Here is an 18,599-nt window from a genome sequence, read left to right as displayed (position 1 = left end):
CGTGAACAACCGGATGAACAACGGGGTCAGAAAGAGCGTGAAGGCGAGCGACAAGGCTCCAGCGGTCAGCAGTGCTCTCACGGGGTCATTCTCCCAGTCGGTCGGCGAAGCGCGTCAATCCGGCCGCTGAGGCCCCCTCAGCTCCAGCGACCGAGCAGCGCCGAGGCATCCCGCGCGAACTCGTCGAGGATCTCGGCGACCGGACGCACCGAGCGCAGCAGACCGACGCCCTCACCGGCGTCGACCGGCACCAGCCGGTGGTCGCCCGCCGAGTTCGCCGCCGTGAACGCGGCGCGGAAGCCGTCGAGTTCGTCGCCAGTGCCGCGGAGCTCGTCGACCCGCGCCGCCCACTCCTCGACGAAGGCGTTGCGCACGACCCGCTCGGGGAAGCGCTCCGGCCAGGGCAGTCCGAGTGCCGCATCCGCCGCGCTCGTGTTCACGGTGTCGTCGCCGCTCGCGGCGAGCAGCACCGGCCGTGCGGACTCGGGCGTCAGCGCCTCGGGGCTCGCCATCAGCGCGGTGCCCACCCAGGCGCCGTCGGCACCGGCCGCGAGCACGGCGGCGAGGCTGCGGCCCGAGGAGACGCCGCCCGCGGCGAGCACCGTCGCCCGGCCGCCGATCCCGTCGAGCACGGCGTCGAGCAGGCTGAGCGTGCCCATGCGCGGGTCGCCGTGGCCGCCGCCCTCGCTGCCGCGTGCGACGACCACGTCGATGCCCGCGTCGGCCGCGAGCACGGCCTCCGCCGGGGTGTACACCTGGGTCGCCGCGAGCGCGCCGATCGCGTGCACCCGCGCCACCCAGTCGAAGCGCTCGGAGAAGCCGATCGAGACGAGGTGGGGGCGGGCTGCGAGCGCCGTGTCGAGCAGTTCGGGGTCGCGCCGGAGCCCCCAGTCGACGAGGCCGATGCCGAAGGGGAGCGCGGATGCCTCGGCATCCTCACCGCGCGCCGCCTCGAACTCGGCGAGCTGCGCCGAGAGCTTCGTCGCGGACCCCGCGCTGCCCATGCCGATGAGGCCGAGCGCGCCGGCCCGCGAGACGGCGTGCGCGAAGCGGCCGCCGGCGACCCCGCCCATCGGGGCCGCGACGATCGGAACGCCCAGCCCGAGCGAGGCGGACCACGGCGTGGCGAGACCGGTCACGGCTGCACCTCCTGTTCGGCCGCCCAGCGCAGGAACGCGGGGTCGGCGGAGACGATCCTGGACACCTCTTCGCCGCCGTCGCAGCGGCACAGACTGACGACGGCACCCTCGGCGTCGAGTTCGCGCAGCGCCCAGGTGCCGCCGAAGCCCTCCCAGCGGGCGAGCTCGTCGAGCGGGCCGCTCGCGGACTCCGGCTCGAGGGGCGGCGGCCCGAGCTCCGGCGGTCCGGACGCGGTGGGGGAGCTGCGGGTCCAGCCGAGCTCCTCGCCGCGGTCGTAGAAGTGCCGGAAGGCGTAGATGAGCGGGTGCCAGGCGCCGGGATCGATGTGCTGGGTGCCGGGCACGTGCAGCTCGGGCAGCGCGTGCACGCGGACGACCTCGACCTCGACCATCGCGTAGCCCGGGTCGACGCCCGGCGTGATCCGGCGCACCTCGCCCTCGAACTGCAGCGGCGCCTCGCGCACCCGCGGCGGGGCGACGAGCTCCGAGGGCTGCTCCGTGAGACCGGCGAGCTCGAACTTGCGGCGCTCGGTGCGGTAGCGGTGCGCTTTCGCCGCGGGCACCGGGTCCCGGCCGGTGACGGCGGCGAGGCGCTCGACGTTGCGCCACTGGCCCGACGACGGGAAGTTGACGGTGAGCTGCGGGCGCTCGACGAGATTCGCGTACGACTGCCCGTCGGTCTCGAGGCCGAGCACGAGCATGCGCCCGAGCGCCCAGTGGCTGGACGCCGGGGCGAGGTTGGCGGTGCCGTCGGCGTTCCGCGTGACGACCAGGTAGACCGGGGTGCCGACGTACAGCACGCTCGGCTCGATCACGAGGTGCTCGTCCTGTCGCATGGCTGCCTCCCGTCCCGCCGATGCCCCCACGCTACGCCTGCCGCGCGGCGTATGACGCGGCCGGCGGCGCACCGTGAGGCGCGCGCGTCACACGTCACGGGGCTCCGGTAGCGTCATCGGATGCTGAGCATCCGATGGGCGACGGTCGAGGATGCGGCCGGGGTCGCCGCAGTGCATGTGAACGCGTGGCGGGTGGCCTACGCGGGGCTGATCGACCAGGCCGTGCTGGACCGGCAGAGCGTCGAAGCGCGCACGCAGATGTGGCGGAACTCGATCACTCGTTCGCAGCTCGGGGAGGCGCCGGACGGCTACGGGGATGTCGCGCACCGCCTCCTCGTCGCCGAGCTCGACGGCGAGATCCTCGGCTGGGCGAGCTTCGGCGGCGGACGCGACGACGACCGCCGCGAGCTCGGCGAGCTCGCCGGGCTCTACGTCGATCCCACGAGCTGGACGCACGGGGTCGGCCACGCGCTGATCGAGCGGGCGCAGCAGGAGCTCGCCGCGGCCGGCTGGACCGAGGCGTACCTCTGGGTGCTCGACGGCAACGCCCGCGCCATCCGCTTCTACGAGCGGCACGGCTGGCGCGCCGACGGCGGAGAGAAGTTCGGCGAGGGCGGCAGCGTCGACGGCCTGCACGAGCTGCGCTACGTGCGCCCGCTCTGAGCGGGATGCCTCGGCGCGGATGGCTCGGCGCGGATACCTCGGCGCCGCCGGTTCACAGCGGATCCGAGCCCCCGACATAGCCCGGTCATAGGGTCGGCGCGCAGCCTTGGATCGTGTCGACGAGCACGATCGCATCGGTTCGGATGCGGTGGCGGCGCGACGCGGGTCCGCGACGACTCCCTCCTGTCGCGGCCCGCGCGCGCCGCGTCTCGCGGCACGACGGTGCCGGCCGGGCTGGCCCCGCCACCGCCGGGTGATCGGGTCCCGGCGATGCGGCGGGCGGCCCCCGGCGCACCGCCTTCGTGGCCCGCCTCACTCCATGGAGTCGAGGATCCCCACGAGCTGCTCGAACGTCGTCATCGGGTTCACGATCGCGAAGCGGGTGTTCGGCCGGCCGTCGTGCGAGCTCGGCGTGACGAAGGCGCGCTGCTCCTCGAGCAGGCGGGTCGACCAGCGCTCGTAGTCGTCCATCGTCCAGCCCTCGCGCTCGAAGACGACGATCGACAGCTCGGGGTCGCGCACGAGCCGCAGCTCCGGCCGCGAGCGGATCTCCTCGGCGATGCGCTGGGCGAGCTCGAGCGAGTGGGTGATGGCGGCCCGGTACGCGGCGGCGCCGTAGCTCGCGAGCGAGAACCAGAACGGCAGCCCGCGGGGACGTCGGGTGAGCTGGACCGCGTAGTCGGACGGGCTCCACTCGGGCTTGCCGGTCAGCGTGTCGAGGTACTCGGCGTGCTGGGTGTGCGCGCGGCGGCCGATCTCGGGGTCGCGGTAGATGAGGGCGCAGGCGTCGAAGGGCGCGAAGAGCCACTTGTGCGGGTCGACGATGACCGAGTCCGCGCGCTCGACTCCGCGGTACCGCGGGCGGGCGAGGGGCGAGAGCATGCCGGTCAGGCCGTAGGCGCCGTCGATGTGCAGCCAGAACTCGAACTCGTCCTTGAGGGCGGCGATCGAGGCGACGTCGTCGACGATGCCGAAGTTCGTCGAGCCCGTCGTGGCGATGACCGCGAAGACGTCGTCGCCGTGCTCCTCGAGCGCGGCGCGCACCGCGTCGCCGCGCAGCCGGCCGTCGGGGCCCGCCGGCACGAGCACGAGCTCGACGTCCATGACCTTCGCGGCGGACTTGTTCGAGGAGTGCGCCTCGGTGCTGCAGACGAGCTTCCACCTGGCGGGCGCGGGGAGCCCGGCCGCGGTGCGGCGATCGCGGGCCGCTTCGCGGGCGGCGACGAGCGCGGAGAGGTTGCCGATGGTGCCGCCCTGCACGAAGACGCCGCCGGCGCCGGCGGGCAGGCCGAACTCCGCGGCGAGCCAGGTGAGCACCTCGTTCTCGGCGTGCACCGCCCCGGAGCCCTCCATCCAGCTGCCGCCGTACAGGCTCGACGCCGAGACGACGAGGTCGAAGGCCATCGCGGCCTTCGTGGGCGCGGCGGGGATGAAGGACAGGTACTGGGGGTGGTCGATCGTGATGCAGGCCGGGGCGAGCACGTGCTCGAACACCGAGAGGGCGCGCGTCGCGCCCATGCCGTGCTCGTCGATCGTGCGGCCGGCGAGTCGGCTGAGCTCGGCCTCCGTCTCGGGCTTGTCGAGCGGGGTGTCGGTCGAGAGCAGCCGGCGGCGCGAGTAGTCGAGCACGAGGTCGACGATGGCCTGGGTCTCGGCGGTGACGGCGTGCATCCGCGTGGGGTCGACGGCCTCCGTCGGGGGCGTGGGCCCGGCGTCGGTGGTGGTGCTGCTGGGGGAGTCGGCTGCGGTGCCCATGTGTGTCCTCTCGATGGCATCGGCAAGTCTGAACCGTCGCCCGACCGCGCGCAACTTCTACGCATGAATCCCGCCGCGCACGCAATCAACGCTCGCTTGGACGGCACAAACGGGCACTCCGTTGCGTGCGGGCGGCGAAGCCCGGAGGATGCCGGATGGCTCGACGGGTCAGGCCGTCCGGGTGCGCCGTCGGCGGGATGGCGCACACTGGACTGGTGACCCCGGACGCGCGACTCGACTGGCGGGCGCCCCATCCGAGCGAGCTGCATCAGACGGTGGGCTCGCTCCGCCGGGGGCCCGGCGACCCGGCGTACCTGACCGCGCCCGATCGTTCGGTCTGGCGCGCGACCCGCATGGCCGAGGGGCCGGCGACCATGCGGCTCTCGCAGCGCGGCGCCGACGAGTTCCGCTGCGAGGCGTGGGGGCCGGGAGCGGCCGCCGCGGTGGCCTCGGCACCCGAGCTGCTGGGTGCGCGCGACGACACCGCCCGCTTCGAGCCGAGGCTCCCCGAGCTCGTCGAAGCGCACCGGCGCAACCCGGGGTTCCGGGTGCCGCGCAGCGGCCGGGTGCTCGAGGCGCTCGTGCCCGCCATCCTCGAGCAGAAGGTGATCACGCTGCAGGCGCACGACTCGTGGCGGGTGCTGCTGCGTCGCTTCGGCGAGCCGGCGCCCGGTCCGACGCCGCGGCCGATGCTGGTGCCGCCGAGCGCCGAGGGGTGGCGCATGATCCCGAGCTGGGAGTGGCACCGGGCCGGGGTCGACCCGCAGCGTTCCCGGGCGATCGTGCGGGTCGCGGCGCTCGCCGAGCGCGTCGAGGAGGCGGCGGGGATGACTTCGGCCGACGCCCTCGCCCGGCTCACCGCGCTGCCGGGCGTCGGCCCGTGGACGGCGGCCGAGGTCGCCCAGCGCGCCCTCGGCGACGCCGATGCGGTCTCGGTCGGCGACTACCACCTCGCGAACTTCGTCGGCCACGCGCTCGAGGGGCGCGACATGAGCGACGAGGAGATGCTCGCCGCCCTCGCGCCGTGGGCCGGACAGCGCTACCGGGTCATCCGCCTGCTCGGCCTCGCCGGGCACCGCGGGCGGCCGCGGCGCGGACCGCGGATGCCCTTCGTCGACCACCGCGCCCGCTGAGCGCGGAACCCAGCCCGGTCAGCCCGCCTGTCCGGCGCTGCGCTCCTCGTCGGCCTGCCACTCGACGAGCGGCTGCAGCAGCTCCATGAGCTGCAGCGCGCGCGAGCTCGGCGTGTACCGGATCGTCACGGGCGTCGTGGCGCGGACGTGCCGTTCGAGCAGTCCGTCGGCCTCGAGCTCGCGCAGGCGGGCGGCGAGCACCCGGTCGGAGATGCCGGCGACGGTGTCGCGGTACTCCGAGAAGCGGCGGGCACCGCGCACCCCGGCGAGCAGGATGGCCGCGTTCCACTTGCGCCCGGCGAACTCGATCGCGCTCGTGAAGCGGCGGCAGGCCTCGTCGTCGATGTGGCCGAGTTCGTGCAGCCGGGCCGAGCGACGGGCGTCGAGCTCGTCGGCCTGCGCCTCGGGGTTCGGGGAATACGCCATGGGCCGCGCTCCGTTCCACTCGGTGAAGGCACTTCCTTCGAGTAAGTAGCTTACCCGCCGCATGCGCGGCCCGCGGCATCCCGAGCATGATGGACGCGACCGCCCCGGAACGGAGCATGGAATGCACTACGGACGCCCACTGCAGTTCGGCACCTTCGTCACGCCCGTGAACGACCCGCCCCAGCGCGCGGTGCAGCTCGCGGAGCTCAGCGAGCAGCTCGGTTACGACCTGGTGACCTTCCAGGACCACCCGTACCAGCCCGCGTTCCACGACACGTGGACGCTGCTGAGCTGGGCGGCCGCACGCACGAGCCGCATCCACCTCGCCGGCAACGTGCTGAACCTGCCGCTGCAGCGCGAGCCCGCCGTGCTCGCCCGCGCCGCCGCGAGCCTCGACCTGCTGAGCGACGGGCGCTTCGAGCTCGGCCTGGGCGCCGGCGGCTTCTGGGACGCGATCGAGGCCATCGGCGGGCGCCGGCTCACGCCGGGCCAGGCGGTCGACGCGCTCGACGAGGCGATCCGCATCATCCGCGGCACCTGGGACGTCTCCGATCGCGGACGCTTCGCCGTCGAGGGCGACTACTACCGGGTCGACGGCGCGAAGCGCGGACCCGCCCCGGCGCACGACATCCCGATCTGGATCGGTGCGCTGAAGCCCCGCATGCTCCGCCTCATCGGCCGCGCCGGCGACGGCTGGCTGCCCTCGCTCGCCTACCTGCAACCGGGCGACTACGCCGACTCCGCCGCGCGCATCGACGAGGCGGCGACGAAGGCGGGCCGCAACCCCGCCGAGATCCGCCGCCTGCTCAACGTCGCCGGTCGCTTCACCGCCGGCCGCGGCGGCGACGTCCGCAGCCGCGGCGGCATGGTCGAGGGCGCGCCGGCCGACTGGGTCGAGCAGCTGCTGCCCTACGTCGTCGAAGACGGCGCCGACACCTTCATCCTCGCCGGCGACGACCCGGCGAGCATGCAGCGCTTCATCGAGGAGGTCGCGCCCGCGCTGCGGGAGGCGGTCGAGCAGGAGCTCGGCGCGGATGCCTCGGCCGGCGCCGTCCGCAGCACCGCCGCGCTCGCGAAGCGACGCCCCGGCATCGACTACGACGGGCTGCCCGCCTCGCTCGCCGCCACCGCCATCGAGCCCGGCGACGCGAAATTCTCCCGGGTGCGTTCGACGTACCTCCGTGGCGGCGACCCGGGCCTCGTGCTCCAGCCCGCGACGCGCGAGGAGGTCGTCGAGGCGGTCGCCGTCGCTCGTGCCCATCGCGACGTGCCGCTTAGCGTCCGCAGCGCCGGGCACGGCATCAGCGGGCGCTCGACGAACGACGGCGGCCTCGTCATCGACCTCTCCCGGATGCGTCGCATCGAGGTGCTGGACGAGGCATCCCGGCTCGTCCGCATCGAACCGGGGGCGCGCTGGGTCGACGTCGCGGCCGCCCTCGAGCCGCACGGCTGGGCGCTCAGCTCCGGCGACTCCGGCGGCGTCGGCGTCGGCGGGCTCGCGACGGCCGGCGGCATCGGCTGGCTGGTGCGCGAGCACGGCCTGACGATCGACCACCTCCGCGCGGCGGAGCTCGTGCTCCCCGACGGGCGCACCGTGCGCGTGAGCGCCGAGGAGCACCCCGAGCTGTTCTGGGCGGTCCGCGGCGCCGGCGCGAACGTCGGCATCGTGACCGCCTTCGAGTTCGAGGCCGACGAGGTCGGCGTGCTCGCGTTCGGCCAGCTCACCTTCGACGCGAGCGACACCGCCGCGTTCCTGCTCGCCTGGAGCGACTGGGTGGTCGACGCCCCGCGCGACCTCACGAGCTTCCTCATCGTGCAGCCCGGCAGCGCCAGCCGGCCACCGCTCGCGCACGTGCTCGTGGTGGTCGACTCCGACGACGCCGACACCGTGCTCGAGCGGCTGAACCCGCTCGCCGACGCGGCGCAGCTCGTCGCACAGGACGTGCGCTTCACGACGTACCGCGGCATCGTGTCGAACGCGAGCGACGCGAGCCACAGCGCCGAGGGGGAGCCGCTGTCGCGCACCGGGCTGATCGGCCGGTTCACGCCGGAGTTCGCCCGGGATGCGACGCGCTTCCTCGAGAGCGGCGCGAGCTACTTCTTCCAGGTGCGCGCGGCCGGCGGCGCCGTGCACGACGTGCCCGCCGACGCCACCGCGTACGCGCACCGCGACGCGGAGTTCTCGGTCGTCGCCTTCGGCACGCCGAACCGTCGTACGAGCGAGCGCTGGGACGAGCTGCTCGAGCCGCACATGAGCGGCGCGTACCTGAGCTTCGAGTCCGAGCTCGGGCCGGAGCGCCTGGCCGCCGCCTTCCCGCCCGCGACCCTCGAGCGGCTGCGCCGCATCAAGGCGGAGGTCGACCCGGACAACCTCTTCCGCGACAATGCGAATGTGACCCCGGCGGGCTGAGCCCGGCGCACCCTGCGCACGGGGCGGAACGGACCGCCATGGCTTGGCTCTTCCTCTCGCTCGCGATCGCCTTCGAGGTCGCCGCGACGAGCTTCATCGGCAAGACCGAGGGCTTCACGAAGCTGTGGTGGACGGTCGGCGTGCTCGCCGGCTACGGGGTGTCGTTCCTGATGCTCGCGCAGGCCGTGCGGGAGCTCGAGATCGGCATCGTCTACGCGATCTGGTCGGGCGTCGGCACGGCGGCGATCGTCGCGATCGGGGTGCTGTTCCTCGGCGAGAGCCTGACGGTGCCGAAGCTCATCGGCATCGCGCTCATCATCGCCGGGGTGATCGTGCTGAACGTCTTCGCCGGGCAGTCCGCCGCGCACGCCTGAGTGCGCCAGGGGAAGAGGGCGCTTGCGGCATCCGCTTCTCGTGATTAAACTGACTGGTCAGTACAAAGACGTGCGAACCATCCCACCGCACGAATCGAAGGAACGCACGTGCCGACCATCGCCAGGGCGAACGACCTCGCCCTCGAATCGAAGCGCGGACCCGTCTACGGCCCGCTCGACCTCCGCATCCAGGACGGCCTCACCGTGCTGCACGCGCCCTCGGGCAGCGGCCGCACCAGCCTCCTGCTCACCCTCGCCGGGCGCATGAAGCCCTCGGCCGGCACGCTCGAGACCCTCGGCCGCGAACTGCCGCGCGGCGCACGCCGCGTGCAGCGCGAGTCCGGCATCGCGGGCTTCGCGGGCATCGACGAGCTCGAGGAATCCGTCACCGTCGGCGCCGCCGTCCGCGAACGCGCCGCCTGGATCTCGCCGTGGTGGGCGTTCGTGCGCCGCCCCGACGAGGCGGCCCTGCGCGCCGTCCTCGGCCCCGTCTTCGGCGAGACGCCGCTGCCCGCCCCCGACACCGTCATTTGGGAACTCGACGAGGCGCAGACCGCACTGCTGCGCATCGCGCTCGCCATGATGAGCGAGCCGCGCCTGCTCTGCTTCGACGGTCTCGATGAGCTCGCCTCGCCGGCCGCCCGAGCGGCCGTCTGGCGCAGCCTCGACGCGATCGCCCGCACCGGCACCGCGGTCGTCGTCTCGGCCGCCGCACCCGACCCCCGCCTCTGGGCCGAGCTCGGCATCGAGCCCGCCGCCCAGTCCATCCTCCCGACGGCCGAACGGGCCGACTCGACGCCGACCGGCGCCGACGACGCCGACGACCTCGACCTCCTCCTGGAGCACGCCTGATGTTCGCCTTCCTCTCACCCGGCACCGAGCTGCGCCGCTTCCGAGCGGGCACGCTGCCGAAGATCGCCATCGCGGTCCTGCTGTTCATCCCGCTCATCTACGGGGCCCTCTACCTCTGGGCGTTCTGGGCGCCCACCGACGAGCTGAAGAACCTGCCCGTCGCCCTCGTGAACGAGGACGCCGGCGCCCGCCTCGACGGCGACCGCGTCACCGCGGGCGACGACCTCGTCGAGGAGCTCACCGACGGCGGACAGCTCGACTGGCAGGTCACGGACGCGGCGGATGCCTCGAGCGGCGTCGCCGCCGGCGACTACTACTTCGCCGTCACCATCCCGCGCGACTTCTCGGAGCGGGCCGTCTCCGTCGGCACCGACGAGCCCCGCCCCGCGAGCGTCGAGGTCGACTACAACGACGCGAACAACTTCCTCGCCTCCACCCTCGGCAAGCAGGCCATGGTGCAGCTGAAGGACGCCGTCGCCGAGCAGGTCTCCAAGCGCACCGCCGACACCCTGCTCGTCGGCATCACCGACGCGGGCGACGGCATCCGCCGGGCCGCAGACGGGGCCGATCAGCTCGCCGACGGGGTCGCCACCGCGAAGACCGGAGCCGGCGCGCTCGTCGTCGGCATCGGGGAGCTCGCCGACGGCGCCGGTCAGCTCGACGCGGGCGCCATCCGGCTCGCCGACGGCTCCGGCACGCTCGCCGACGGGCTCGCGCAGCTGCGCGACGGGGCGGGCGAACTCGCCGGCGGCGCCGCCCGGCTCGCCGACGGTTCGGCGGTGCTCGCGGGCAAGGTCGGTGACGCGGCATCCGGCTCCCAGGACCTCGCGGCGGGCGCGCACGCGCTCGCCGACGGCGCCGGGGCGCTCAGCGACGGCACCGCCGCGCTCGCCGGCGGCACCGGCACGCTCTCCGGCGGGATCGACGAGCTGCTCGCCGCGATGCAGGCGCACCCGGAGGTGCCGGCGGCCGCCTACCTCGACAGCGTGCAGCAGCTCGCCGACGGCGCGAACGAGCTGAACGGGCGGGCGCAGGCCGCGCTCCCCGGGGCGCAGGAGTACGCGGCGAAGAGCGCCGGCTTCGCCGGGAAGACCGACGAGCTGGCCGCCGCGCTCGCCGCCGGGCAGCCCGGGGCGCAGCAGCTCGCCGCGGGCGCCGCCCAGCTCCGCGACGGCACCGCCGAGCTCGCGGCGAAGTCGGGCGACGCGGCATCCGGAGCCCGAACCGTCGCCGACGGCGCCGCGACCCTCGCGGGCGGAACCGACTCGCTCGTGAACGGCACGGGCGAGCTCGCCGCCGGCGGCACGAAGCTCGCCGACGGCGCCGGAACGCTCGCCGACGGCAGCCGCACCCTCGCCGACGAGCTCGGCTCCGGGGCGGAGGCGGCGCCGCAGCTCAGCCGCGCCGGCCTCGAGGCGAAGTCCGAGGTGATGTCCGCCCCGGTCGCGCTCGACGAGCGCTGGCAGCACGAGTCCAAGAGCTTCGGCGAGGGCTTCGCGCCGTTCTTCATCGCCCTCGCCACCTTCGTCGGCGGGCTCATCACCTGGCTCATCCTGCGGGCGCTGCCGAGTCGCGCGCTCGCGGCCGGCGCCACCGGCCTCCGCGCCGTGATGACCGGGTTCCTGCCGGCCATGGCGATCGGGCTCGGCCAGGTCGTCATCATGGTGCTCGTGCTCGTCTACGGCATCGGGCTGCAGCCGCAGTACTGGCTCGGCACGGCGGCGTTCATCTACCTCGTGACGCTCGCGTTCCTCGCCCTGCAGCAGATGTTCATCGTCGTGCTCGGCAGCGCCGCGGGGCGCGTGGTGAGCCTCGTGCTGCTCATGCTGCAGCTCAGCAGCTCGGGCGGCACGTACCCGGTGGAGACGACGCCCGCGTTCTTCCAGGCGCTGCACCCGTTCATGCCCGCCACCTACGTGGTGAACGGCCTGCGCGAGCTCATCACGGGCGGGGTCGACTCTAGACTGTGGCTCGCGGTGCTCGTCATGGCCGGCATCCTCGTCGGATCGCTCGCGATCAGCGCCTGGAGCGCCGGCAAGCAGCGGGTGTGGAGCATCGGCCGGCTGCACCCCGAGCTCGTGATCTGAGCCACCGCCCGCCGCCGACCGCCCGCCGCCGACCGCCCGCCGCCGACCAGGAGATGCCCGTGGCCCGCACCACTACGACGAAGCGCCAGATCCTCGACGCCGCGCTCGAGCTGGCGGCCACGAAGGGCATCACCGGCACGACGATGGACGAGGTCGCCGAGCGCGCCGGCGTCGCCAAGGGCAGCCTCTACTACAACTTCAGCTCCAAGGACCTGCTCTTCGAGGCCCTGCTCAAGGAGCGGGTCGGCGCGCTCGCCGAGTCGCTGCGCCGGGCGAAGGGCGAGCGCCGCGGACAGGAGGCCATCGAGGCCCTGGTCGCGGAGCTGCTCGACGTGATCGCGGCGAACTCTGCGCTCGCGAAGCTGATGGCGGCGGAGATCTTCCGCACCGATCGGGCCTGGCAGGAGACGCTGTTCGCGCTGCGGCACGAGGCGCTCGCGGTGTTCGCCGAGGCGATCGCCGAGGCATCCGGACCCGCTGATGCGGGGGACGCGGATGCCTCGACGGCCGCGGCGGGCCTGCGCGCCTCGGCCGTGTTCGGCGCGGTGCTGCTGGCGGGACTCGAATGGCTCGTGTTCGAGCCCGAGCGCGACCGGGCCGAGGTCGCCGCCGCCATCCTCGCCACCCTCCGCCCCGCCTGACGGGCCCCTACCTGCCCCACGCCCCCACCTGACCCGCCCCCCGGGGGCCCCGGCCCACATCCGCGCCACCTACCCGAGCGCACCCTTGCCATGCGGTCACGATTTGCGGGTTGCGAGCCGGCGCCACCCGCAAATAGTGACGACACGGCGGTGCGGAGGCAGGCGGGGCGCCGCGCCCGCGCTACGCCGGACGCGAGGAGCGGCGGGCGATCGCGACGAGCTCGGCGGCGGCCTCGCTCGGCCGGGCGGTCGCGCGGCGCACCGCGCGCAGGCGTCGACGGAGCTCGAGCCCGTCGACGGGCACCTCGACGAGGTCGCCGCGGGCGATCCAGCCGGCGACCGCGAGCTCGCTCAGCACGGCGGGCCCCGCCCCTGCCGCGGCGCTCACCCGGACGGCGGCGTTGCTGCCGAGTTCGAGGCTGGGCGCGGCGAGCTCATGCTCGGGGATGCCGAGCCGCTCCAGCGCCGCCGCGAGCGTGGCGCGGGTGCCGGAGCCGCCCTCGCGCACGACGAGCGGGGTCGCGGCCAGCTCGGCGGGGGTGAGCAGCCGGCGGCGGGCCCACGGATGGTCGGGGGCGACGACGACCGCGAGGCGATCGTCGGCGACGGTCACGCTGCGCAGTCCGGCGGGCACGCGCGGCGTCTCGACGAAGCCGAGCTCGCACGCCCCCGAGGCGACGAGGGCGAACACCTCGGCCGAGTTCGCGACGCGCAGCTGCACCTCGAGCTCGGGCCGCGCCCGTCGCAGCCGGGCGAGCCAGGCGGGCGCGAGGTACTCGGCGACCGTAAGGCTCGCGGCCACGTCGAGGTGGGCGTCGCGGTCGGCGCGGAGGGCGGCGCTCGCCGTCATCAGCTCGCGGGCGTCGTCGAGCACGCGGCGCGCCCAGTCGGCGACGGCGGCGCCGGCCGGGGTGAGGCGCGAGCCGCGCGGATGCCTCGCCACGAGGTCGAGTCCGAGCTCGCCTTCGAGGCGGGCGATGGCGCGGCTCGCGTTCGGCTGGGCCATCCCGACCGCGCGCGCCGCGGCGCCCAGGCCGCCGTGCTCGGCCACGGCGACGAGGAGTTCGAGCACGGCCAGGTCGGGCCAGCGCTGCTGCGGCGTCGAGGGCATATCACGATGATATGACTCGATGCCGGATCGGCGGCTACTGCGAACCGTCCGCGGCGCCCAGAGTGAACTGGTGAGCAGTCCCGCACGTCCGAGCCCCGCCCCGAACCCCGTCCCGAGCACCGCCTCCCGATCCGCGCGGCCGCGCGCCCTCGCCCCCGGACTCGCCCTCGCCCTCGCGGCGGCCGGCGTCTCGCTCGCGCTCACGCTCGTGCTGCCGACCGTGAGCGCGCTCCTCGTCGCGATCGTGCTCGGCGTCGCCTGCCGCAACCTGCTGCCCCTGCCCGCCTCGCTCGACCCCGGCCTCGCGCTCGCGGCGAAGCGGCTGCTCCGGATCGGCATCGTGCTGCTCGGCCTGCAGCTCGTGCTCGGCGACATCCTCGCGCTCGGGCCGGGCATGATCGCGGTCGTCGTCGCGATCGTCGCCGTCGGCATCCTCGCGACCCTCGGGATCGGCCGGGCGTTGGGCGTCTCGCCGACGCAGCGTCTGCTCATCGCCTGCGGCTTCTCCATCTGCGGGGCGGCCGCCGTCGCCGCCGTGGACGGCGTCATCGAGACCGAGGACGAGGAGGAGGTCGTCACGGCCCTCGCCCTCGTCGTGCTGTTCGGCACACTGATGATCCCGCTGATCCCGCTGCTCGGCGCCGCGCTCGGGCTCGGCGAGTTGCGCACCGGGCTGTGGGCCGGCGGCTCGATCCACGAGGTCGCGCAGGTCGTCGCCGCCGGTTCCGCGATCGGCGGGGCGGGGCTCGCCGCGGCCGTCGTCGTGAAGCTCGCGCGGGTGCTGCTGCTCGCTCCGGTGCTCGCGGTCGTCTCCGTGCAGCGGCGCCGCGCGATGCGTCGCGAGCAGGCCGACGGCGCGGTGCCCACCGGCAGGCGCCCGCCGATCGTGCCGCTCTTCGTCGTGGGCTTCCTCGCCATGGTGCTCGTGCGCTGGACGGGCGTGCTGCCCCCGGGCGTGCTCGCCGGTGCGGGCGTCGTGCAGACGGTCCTGCTCGCCATGGCGATGTTCGCGCTCGGCACGGGCGTGCGGTTCTCGATGTTCCGCCGGGTCGGGTTCCGCCCCGTCGCGCTCGCGGGCGCCTCGACGCTCGTCGTCGCGGGCGTCGCGCTCGGCGGCGTGCTCGTCGCCGGCTGACGCTGCGAGACGGGAGGTCGGTCGAGCGCGTCCAACGAACCTGAGCGCGTCCGACGAACCTGAGCGCGTCCGACGAACCTGCGCGCGTCCGACGAAGCCTGCGCGCGGGCCGGGCCGCGCCCGGACGCACGCACGCACCGGATGGCGTGCAGCCGCATCCGGTGCGTGCGCGGGGCGCCGTGCCGGGCAGCCCCCAATGCTGCCCGGCACGCGCCCTCAGCCGGCCGTCGGCGACGGCAGGCCCGGTCCGGGAACCCCCGTGCCCGGTCCGGAACCCGGTCCGTCGTCCGTCAGGCCGCCGTCCTTCGACCCGCCGTCGGCGGAGCCGGTGCCCGAGCCGCCGTCGCGGCGCGCGGCACGGCGCTCGCGGCGCTGGGCGCGCCGGGCCATCCGCCGATCGCGTCCCCGCTCGAACAGCAGGTACAGGATCGGCACCAGCACGAGCGTCAGCAGCGTCGAGGAGATGAGCCCGCCGATGACGACGATCGCGAGCGGGCGCGAGATGAACACGCCGCCGCCGGTCAGCCCGAAGGCCATCGGCAGGAGGGCGAAGATCGTCGCGGCCGCGGTCATGAGGATCGGGCGGAGCCGCAGCCGGGTGCCGTGGCGCACCGCGTCCTCGAGCGTCGCACCGCCCTCGCGCAGCTTGTTGACCAGGTCGATCAGCACGATCGCGTTCGTCACGACGATGCCGATGAGCATCAGCAGGCCGATGAGGGCGGGCAGGCCGAGCGGCGTCCCGGTGAGGAACAGGCCGAGCAGCGCGCCGGTCGCCGCGAACGGCACCGAGACGAGCAGGATCATCGGCTGCCGCAGGTTGCGGAACGTGCCGATCATGACGAACAGCACGAGCACGATCGCGGCGAGCATCGCGAGCCCGAGCTGGCCGAACGCCTCGTCCTGCTCAGCCGCGACGCCGTGGACCTCGTAGTGCACGCCGCTCGGCAGGGTCACCTCGGCCATCGCCGCGGTGACGGCCGCGTTCGCCGCGTCGAGCGCCCCGCTCTTCGGGGTGACCGTGATGGCGACCTCGCGCTCGCCGCCGATGCGGGTCACCGACGGGGCGGTGCGCTCCTCGGTGACGCTGGCGACGTCCGCGACGCGCACGGCGGTGCCGCGGAGCTCGCCGGCGGCGGTCTGCTCCTGCTCCATGCGCTCGGCCTCGGCGCGCTGCTCGTCGGCCTCGCGCTGCGCCTTGCGGAGCTGGTCCACCTGCTCGTCGCTCGCGGTGATGCCCTGCTCGGTCTGCGCGATCGCGGACTCGAGGCCGGCGAGCTGCTCCTGGCGCTCCCGGATGGCGGCGGCGACGGCCTCCTCCTCGGGCGAGCCCGGCACCGCGGGCACGATGGGCGCGGCCTGGAGCGCGGCGAGCTGCTCGCGCAGGGTGCCGAGCTGACCGCGCAGCTCGCTCCGGGCCGACTGCGCCTCGGAGATCTGCCGATCGAGCGCGTTCGCGGCATCCGCCTGCGCGCTCTCCGCCTGCTGCTCCTGCTCGGCCTTCAGCTTGTCGAACGCGGCCTTCTGGGCGGCGGCGGTCTGCTTCGGGGTCACGGGCAGCAGCAGCTCGGCGACGCCCGCGGCGCCACCGGTGACCGTGCTCGTGCGGATCACGATGTTGCGTTCGCGGCCCTCGAGCATGAGGGTGCCGGCGGGCGTGCCGCTCAGCGCCGCGTCGATCGCCTGCGCGATCTGCTGCTGGTCGAAGCCGAGGGCCGCGGCCTTCGCCGGGTCGACGACGACGCGCACGACGGGCTGATCGCCGGACAGGCTGCTCGTGGCCTTCTCCACGCCCGGCTCGCCCTCGAGGGCCTTCACGAGCGAGTCGCTCGCCTCGCGCAGGGCGACGGGGTCGTTGCCGAGCACGCGCAGCTCGATGCCGCCGCCGCCGAACCCGCTGGTGTCGACCGCGGTGAGCTCGAACTGCTCCGGGTCGCCGAGCGGTTCGAGCGCGCGCTCGACCGCGCCGCGGACGGTGTCGGCCTTCGCGCCGTCGGCGAGCAGGATGTCGTAGCTGATCTTGGCGGGCTCGCCGGCCGTGCTCGACTGGGCCGGGATGGCGGCGACGACGTCGCGCACGCCCTCGACCTTGCTGAGCGCGCGCTCCACGGGCTCGGCCGCCTTCGCCCGCGACTCGAGGTCGACGGCATCCTTCGGGGTCTGCTGCAGCGAGAGGCTCTGCTGCCCGGACTCGCCGAGGAAGTCGGTGGGGATGACGACGCTCAGGGCGAGCGTAGCGACGAGGATGACGATCGAGGCGCCGAGGGTGATGAAGGGATGCCGGCGGGTCGCGCCGAGCGCGGGCATGATGCTGCGCTGCAGCCGGTCCTCGGGGCTCTGCATCTCCGCCCGGGCGACCGCGGCGGCGTCGAGCGGGGCGTCGTGCTCGGCGTCGTGCGCGGCCGCGCCGGCCGCGCCGGCCGCGCCGGCCGCGCCGGCCGCCACGGACTCCGCCGAGGCATCCGCCGCCGTGAGCTGCTTCGCCGCGCGGTTCTTCAGGAACCAGTAGGCGAGCACGGGCACGATCGTGAGCGCCACGACGAGCGAGGCGAGCAGGGCGATCGTCACGGTGATCGCGAAGGGCCGGAACAGCTGGCCCGTCAGACCCGAGACGAAGGCGATCGGCAGGAACACCGCGACCGTCGTCAGCGTCGACGCCGTGATCGCGCCGGCGACCTGCTTCACCGAGGTGACGATGTCGGCGGGGGTCGGCGCGCGTCGTTCCGCGTGTCTCGTGATGTTCTCGATGACCACGATCGAGTCGTCCACCACGCGGCCGATCGCGATCGTGAGGGCGCCGAGCGTGAGGATGTTCAGCGTGTTGTCGCTCCACCAGAGCCCGATCATCGTGATCAGCAGCGACAGCGGGATCGACACCGCGGCGATCACGGTCGAGCGCCACGAGCGCAGGAACGCGAAGATCACGATGACGGCGAAGAGCAGGCCGAGCGCGCCCTCGACGGAGAGGTCGTGGATGGACTGCTCGATGTACGGCGCCTGGTCGAAGAGGGTGACGAACTCGGCGTCGAGCGACTCGGTGAAGCCGTCGAGCTGCGCCTGGACGCCGTGCGAGATGTCGACGACGTTCGCACCCGAGCCGGGGATGATCTGGATGGTGAGCGCGGGCTTGCCGTTCACGCGGGAGATGCTCGTCGCGGCCACGGACTGCAGCGAGACGTCGGCGACGTCGCCGACGCGCACCGAGCCCTCCTGCACCTGCACGGGCAGCGCCTGGATCGCCTCGATGCTCTCGAGGCCGGGGCCCACCGTCACCGAGACGGCGCCCTCGGCGCCCTCGACCTGGCCGGCGGGCTGCACGGCGGCGTTCGCCTGGAGCGCCTGCAGCACCGAGGCGGCCTCGACCTTCAGCCGATCGAGGTCGGCCGGCCGGATCGCGACCTCGACGCGCTGCTCCTCGCGCCCCGACAGCGTCGCCTCGCGCACCCCGTCGACCGAGCGCAGCGCCGGCAGCACGGTCTGCTCGAGCGAGTCGGCGAAGGCGACCGGGTCGCCGGAGGAGCCGGCGGTGAACATCATCGCGGGCATGTCGCTGCTGGAGCCCGACATGACGTCGACGCGCGCACCCTGCGGCAGTGCGGCCTTCGCACCGTCGACGGCGGAGCGGATGGCCCGCTCGGTCTCCTCGGCGTCGAGCTCGAAGGGCCACGTCACGGAGATCTGCGACGAGCCGGTGCTGGACACCGAGCTCACCTCGGTGATGCCGGCGACCGAGCGCAGCGACTGCTCGACCGGCTCGGTCGCGACCTCCGCCATCTGCTCGGGCGCGAGGCCCGCGGCCTGGACGGAGATGAACGCGCCCGGGTACTTCACCGGTGGCATCAGCTCCTGGCGGAGCGAGCCCATCGCCACGAGCCCGAGCAGGGCGATGGCGATGGTGATGAGGCCGACGATGGCGCGATTGGCGAGACTGGCTCGGGTGAGGAAGGTCATGGCGATCTCCGGTCGGGGGCACGGCCGGATGGAGCGGGCATCGGTGCACGAGCGCGCCGGGCAGGGGCCGCGCCGGGCGATGGTTCCAG

14 protein-coding genes are annotated in these 18,599 nt (G+C 74.3%); 8 read left to right on the top strand and 6 right to left on the bottom strand.

What is annotated here, in order from left to right:
- Nucleotides 1-137 precede the first annotated feature (137 nt).
- Entirely contained in the window at nt 138-1,139 is a 1,002-nt protein-coding gene (locus tag IEY71_RS17930) for an NAD(P)H-dependent flavin oxidoreductase (RefSeq protein WP_189086753.1), read from the bottom strand.
- Entirely contained in the window at nt 1,136-1,975 is an 840-nt protein-coding gene (locus IEY71_RS17925; RefSeq protein ID WP_189086752.1) for a flavin reductase family protein, read from the bottom strand. Before IEY71_RS17925 ends, IEY71_RS17930 begins: the two co-directional genes overlap by 4 nt.
- A gap of 120 nt (nt 1,976-2,095) precedes the next feature.
- Between IEY71_RS17925 and IEY71_RS17920 the strand changes: the two genes are divergently transcribed.
- Nucleotides 2,096-2,638 carry a GNAT family N-acetyltransferase gene (locus IEY71_RS17920; RefSeq protein ID WP_189086751.1) on the top strand — a complete coding sequence of 181 codons (543 nt, stop codon included), beginning with the start codon at nt 2,096-2,098 and terminating at the stop codon, nt 2,636-2,638.
- Between the two features lie 312 nt (nt 2,639-2,950).
- Here the strand turns inward: IEY71_RS17920 and IEY71_RS17915 are convergent, their stop codons facing one another.
- Complete coding sequence (locus IEY71_RS17915; RefSeq protein WP_229781854.1) at nt 2,951-4,309, bottom strand: pyridoxal phosphate-dependent decarboxylase family protein; 1,359 nt, start codon at nt 4,307-4,309, stop codon at nt 2,951-2,953.
- A gap of 299 nt (nt 4,310-4,608) precedes the next feature.
- Between IEY71_RS17915 and IEY71_RS17910 the strand changes: the two genes are divergently transcribed.
- The gene (locus tag IEY71_RS17910; protein ID WP_229781852.1) at nt 4,609-5,526 is read left to right on the top strand and encodes a DNA-3-methyladenine glycosylase family protein; all 918 of its coding nucleotides are present in this window, start codon (nt 4,609-4,611) and stop codon (nt 5,524-5,526) included.
- 18 nt (nt 5,527-5,544) lie between these two features.
- Here the strand turns inward: IEY71_RS17910 and IEY71_RS17905 are convergent, their stop codons facing one another.
- Nucleotides 5,545-5,952 carry a winged helix-turn-helix transcriptional regulator gene (locus tag IEY71_RS17905; protein ID WP_189086748.1) on the bottom strand — a complete coding sequence of 136 codons (408 nt, stop codon included), beginning with the start codon at nt 5,950-5,952 and terminating at the stop codon, nt 5,545-5,547.
- A gap of 121 nt (nt 5,953-6,073) precedes the next feature.
- Here IEY71_RS17905 and IEY71_RS17900 point away from each other — a divergent pair, with 121 nt between their 5' ends.
- The 5 genes from IEY71_RS17900 (at nt 6,074) to IEY71_RS17880 (ending at nt 12,316) form a co-directional block, all read left to right on the top strand.
- Nucleotides 6,074-8,362 carry an LLM class flavin-dependent oxidoreductase gene (locus IEY71_RS17900; protein ID WP_189086747.1) on the top strand — a complete coding sequence of 763 codons (2,289 nt, stop codon included), beginning with the start codon at nt 6,074-6,076 and terminating at the stop codon, nt 8,360-8,362.
- A 38-nt stretch (nt 8,363-8,400) separates the two neighbouring features.
- Nucleotides 8,401-8,736 (top strand): DMT family transporter, encoded by a 336-nt coding sequence (locus IEY71_RS17895; protein ID WP_189086746.1) that lies wholly within the window; start codon nt 8,401-8,403, stop codon nt 8,734-8,736.
- Between the two features lie 108 nt (nt 8,737-8,844).
- Nucleotides 8,845-9,588 (top strand): ATP-binding cassette domain-containing protein, encoded by a 744-nt coding sequence (locus tag IEY71_RS17890; RefSeq protein WP_189086745.1) that lies wholly within the window; start codon nt 8,845-8,847, stop codon nt 9,586-9,588.
- Nucleotides 9,588-11,675 (top strand): YhgE/Pip domain-containing protein, encoded by a 2,088-nt coding sequence (locus IEY71_RS17885; RefSeq protein ID WP_189086744.1) that lies wholly within the window; start codon nt 9,588-9,590, stop codon nt 11,673-11,675. Before IEY71_RS17890 ends, IEY71_RS17885 begins: the two co-directional genes overlap by 1 nt.
- Nucleotides 11,676-11,734: 59 nt before the next feature.
- On the top strand, nt 11,735-12,316 hold the full coding sequence (locus IEY71_RS17880; protein WP_189086743.1) for a TetR/AcrR family transcriptional regulator: 582 nt from the start codon (nt 11,735-11,737) through the stop codon (nt 12,314-12,316).
- Between the two features lie 181 nt (nt 12,317-12,497).
- On the opposite strand, the gene IEY71_RS17875 is transcribed toward IEY71_RS17880, so the two are convergent.
- A complete protein-coding gene (locus IEY71_RS17875) occupies nt 12,498-13,427 on the bottom strand; it encodes a LysR family transcriptional regulator (protein WP_189086742.1) in 930 nt (309 codons plus the stop codon).
- A 70-nt stretch (nt 13,428-13,497) separates the two neighbouring features.
- On the opposite strand from IEY71_RS17875, the gene IEY71_RS17870 reads away from it, so the two are divergent.
- The gene (locus IEY71_RS17870) at nt 13,498-14,562 is read left to right on the top strand and encodes a YeiH family protein (RefSeq protein ID WP_229781851.1); all 1,065 of its coding nucleotides are present in this window, start codon (nt 13,498-13,500) and stop codon (nt 14,560-14,562) included.
- 216 nt (nt 14,563-14,778) lie between these two features.
- On the opposite strand, the gene IEY71_RS17865 is transcribed toward IEY71_RS17870, so the two are convergent.
- The gene (locus tag IEY71_RS17865; protein WP_189086740.1) at nt 14,779-18,510 is read right to left on the bottom strand and encodes an efflux RND transporter permease subunit; all 3,732 of its coding nucleotides are present in this window, start codon (nt 18,508-18,510) and stop codon (nt 14,779-14,781) included.
- Nucleotides 18,511-18,599: the final 89 nt, after the last annotated feature.

Source organism: Agromyces mediolanus, from assembly GCF_014648575.1.
GTDB classification, from domain to species: domain Bacteria; phylum Actinomycetota; class Actinomycetes; order Actinomycetales; family Microbacteriaceae; genus Agromyces; species Agromyces mediolanus.
Note: the sequence above shows the minus strand (reverse complement) of the source record. Positions and strands in the feature narration are given on the sequence as shown.

What these genes read in the sequence shown, in the direction of transcription:
- IEY71_RS17925 (WP_189086752.1), bottom strand. Translation starts at nt 1,975, where the DNA reads ATGCGACAGGACGAGCACCTCGTGATCGAGCCGAGCGTGCTGTACGTC.
- IEY71_RS17920 (WP_189086751.1), top strand. Translation starts at nt 2,096, where the DNA reads ATGCTGAGCATCCGATGGGCGACGGTCGAGGATGCGGCCGGGGTCGCC.
- IEY71_RS17915 (WP_229781854.1), bottom strand. Translation starts at nt 4,309, where the DNA reads ATGCACGCCGTCACCGCCGAGACCCAGGCCATCGTCGACCTCGTGCTC.
- IEY71_RS17905 (WP_189086748.1), bottom strand. Translation starts at nt 5,952, where the DNA reads ATGGCGTATTCCCCGAACCCCGAGGCGCAGGCCGACGAGCTCGACGCC.
- IEY71_RS17900 (WP_189086747.1), top strand. Translation starts at nt 6,074, where the DNA reads ATGCACTACGGACGCCCACTGCAGTTCGGCACCTTCGTCACGCCCGTG.
- IEY71_RS17895 (WP_189086746.1), top strand. Translation starts at nt 8,401, where the DNA reads ATGGCTTGGCTCTTCCTCTCGCTCGCGATCGCCTTCGAGGTCGCCGCG.
- IEY71_RS17885 (WP_189086744.1), top strand. Translation starts at nt 9,588, where the DNA reads ATGTTCGCCTTCCTCTCACCCGGCACCGAGCTGCGCCGCTTCCGAGCG.
- IEY71_RS17875 (WP_189086742.1), bottom strand. Translation starts at nt 13,427, where the DNA reads ATGCCCTCGACGCCGCAGCAGCGCTGGCCCGACCTGGCCGTGCTCGAA.
- IEY71_RS17865 (WP_189086740.1), bottom strand. Translation starts at nt 18,510, where the DNA reads ATGACCTTCCTCACCCGAGCCAGTCTCGCCAATCGCGCCATCGTCGGC.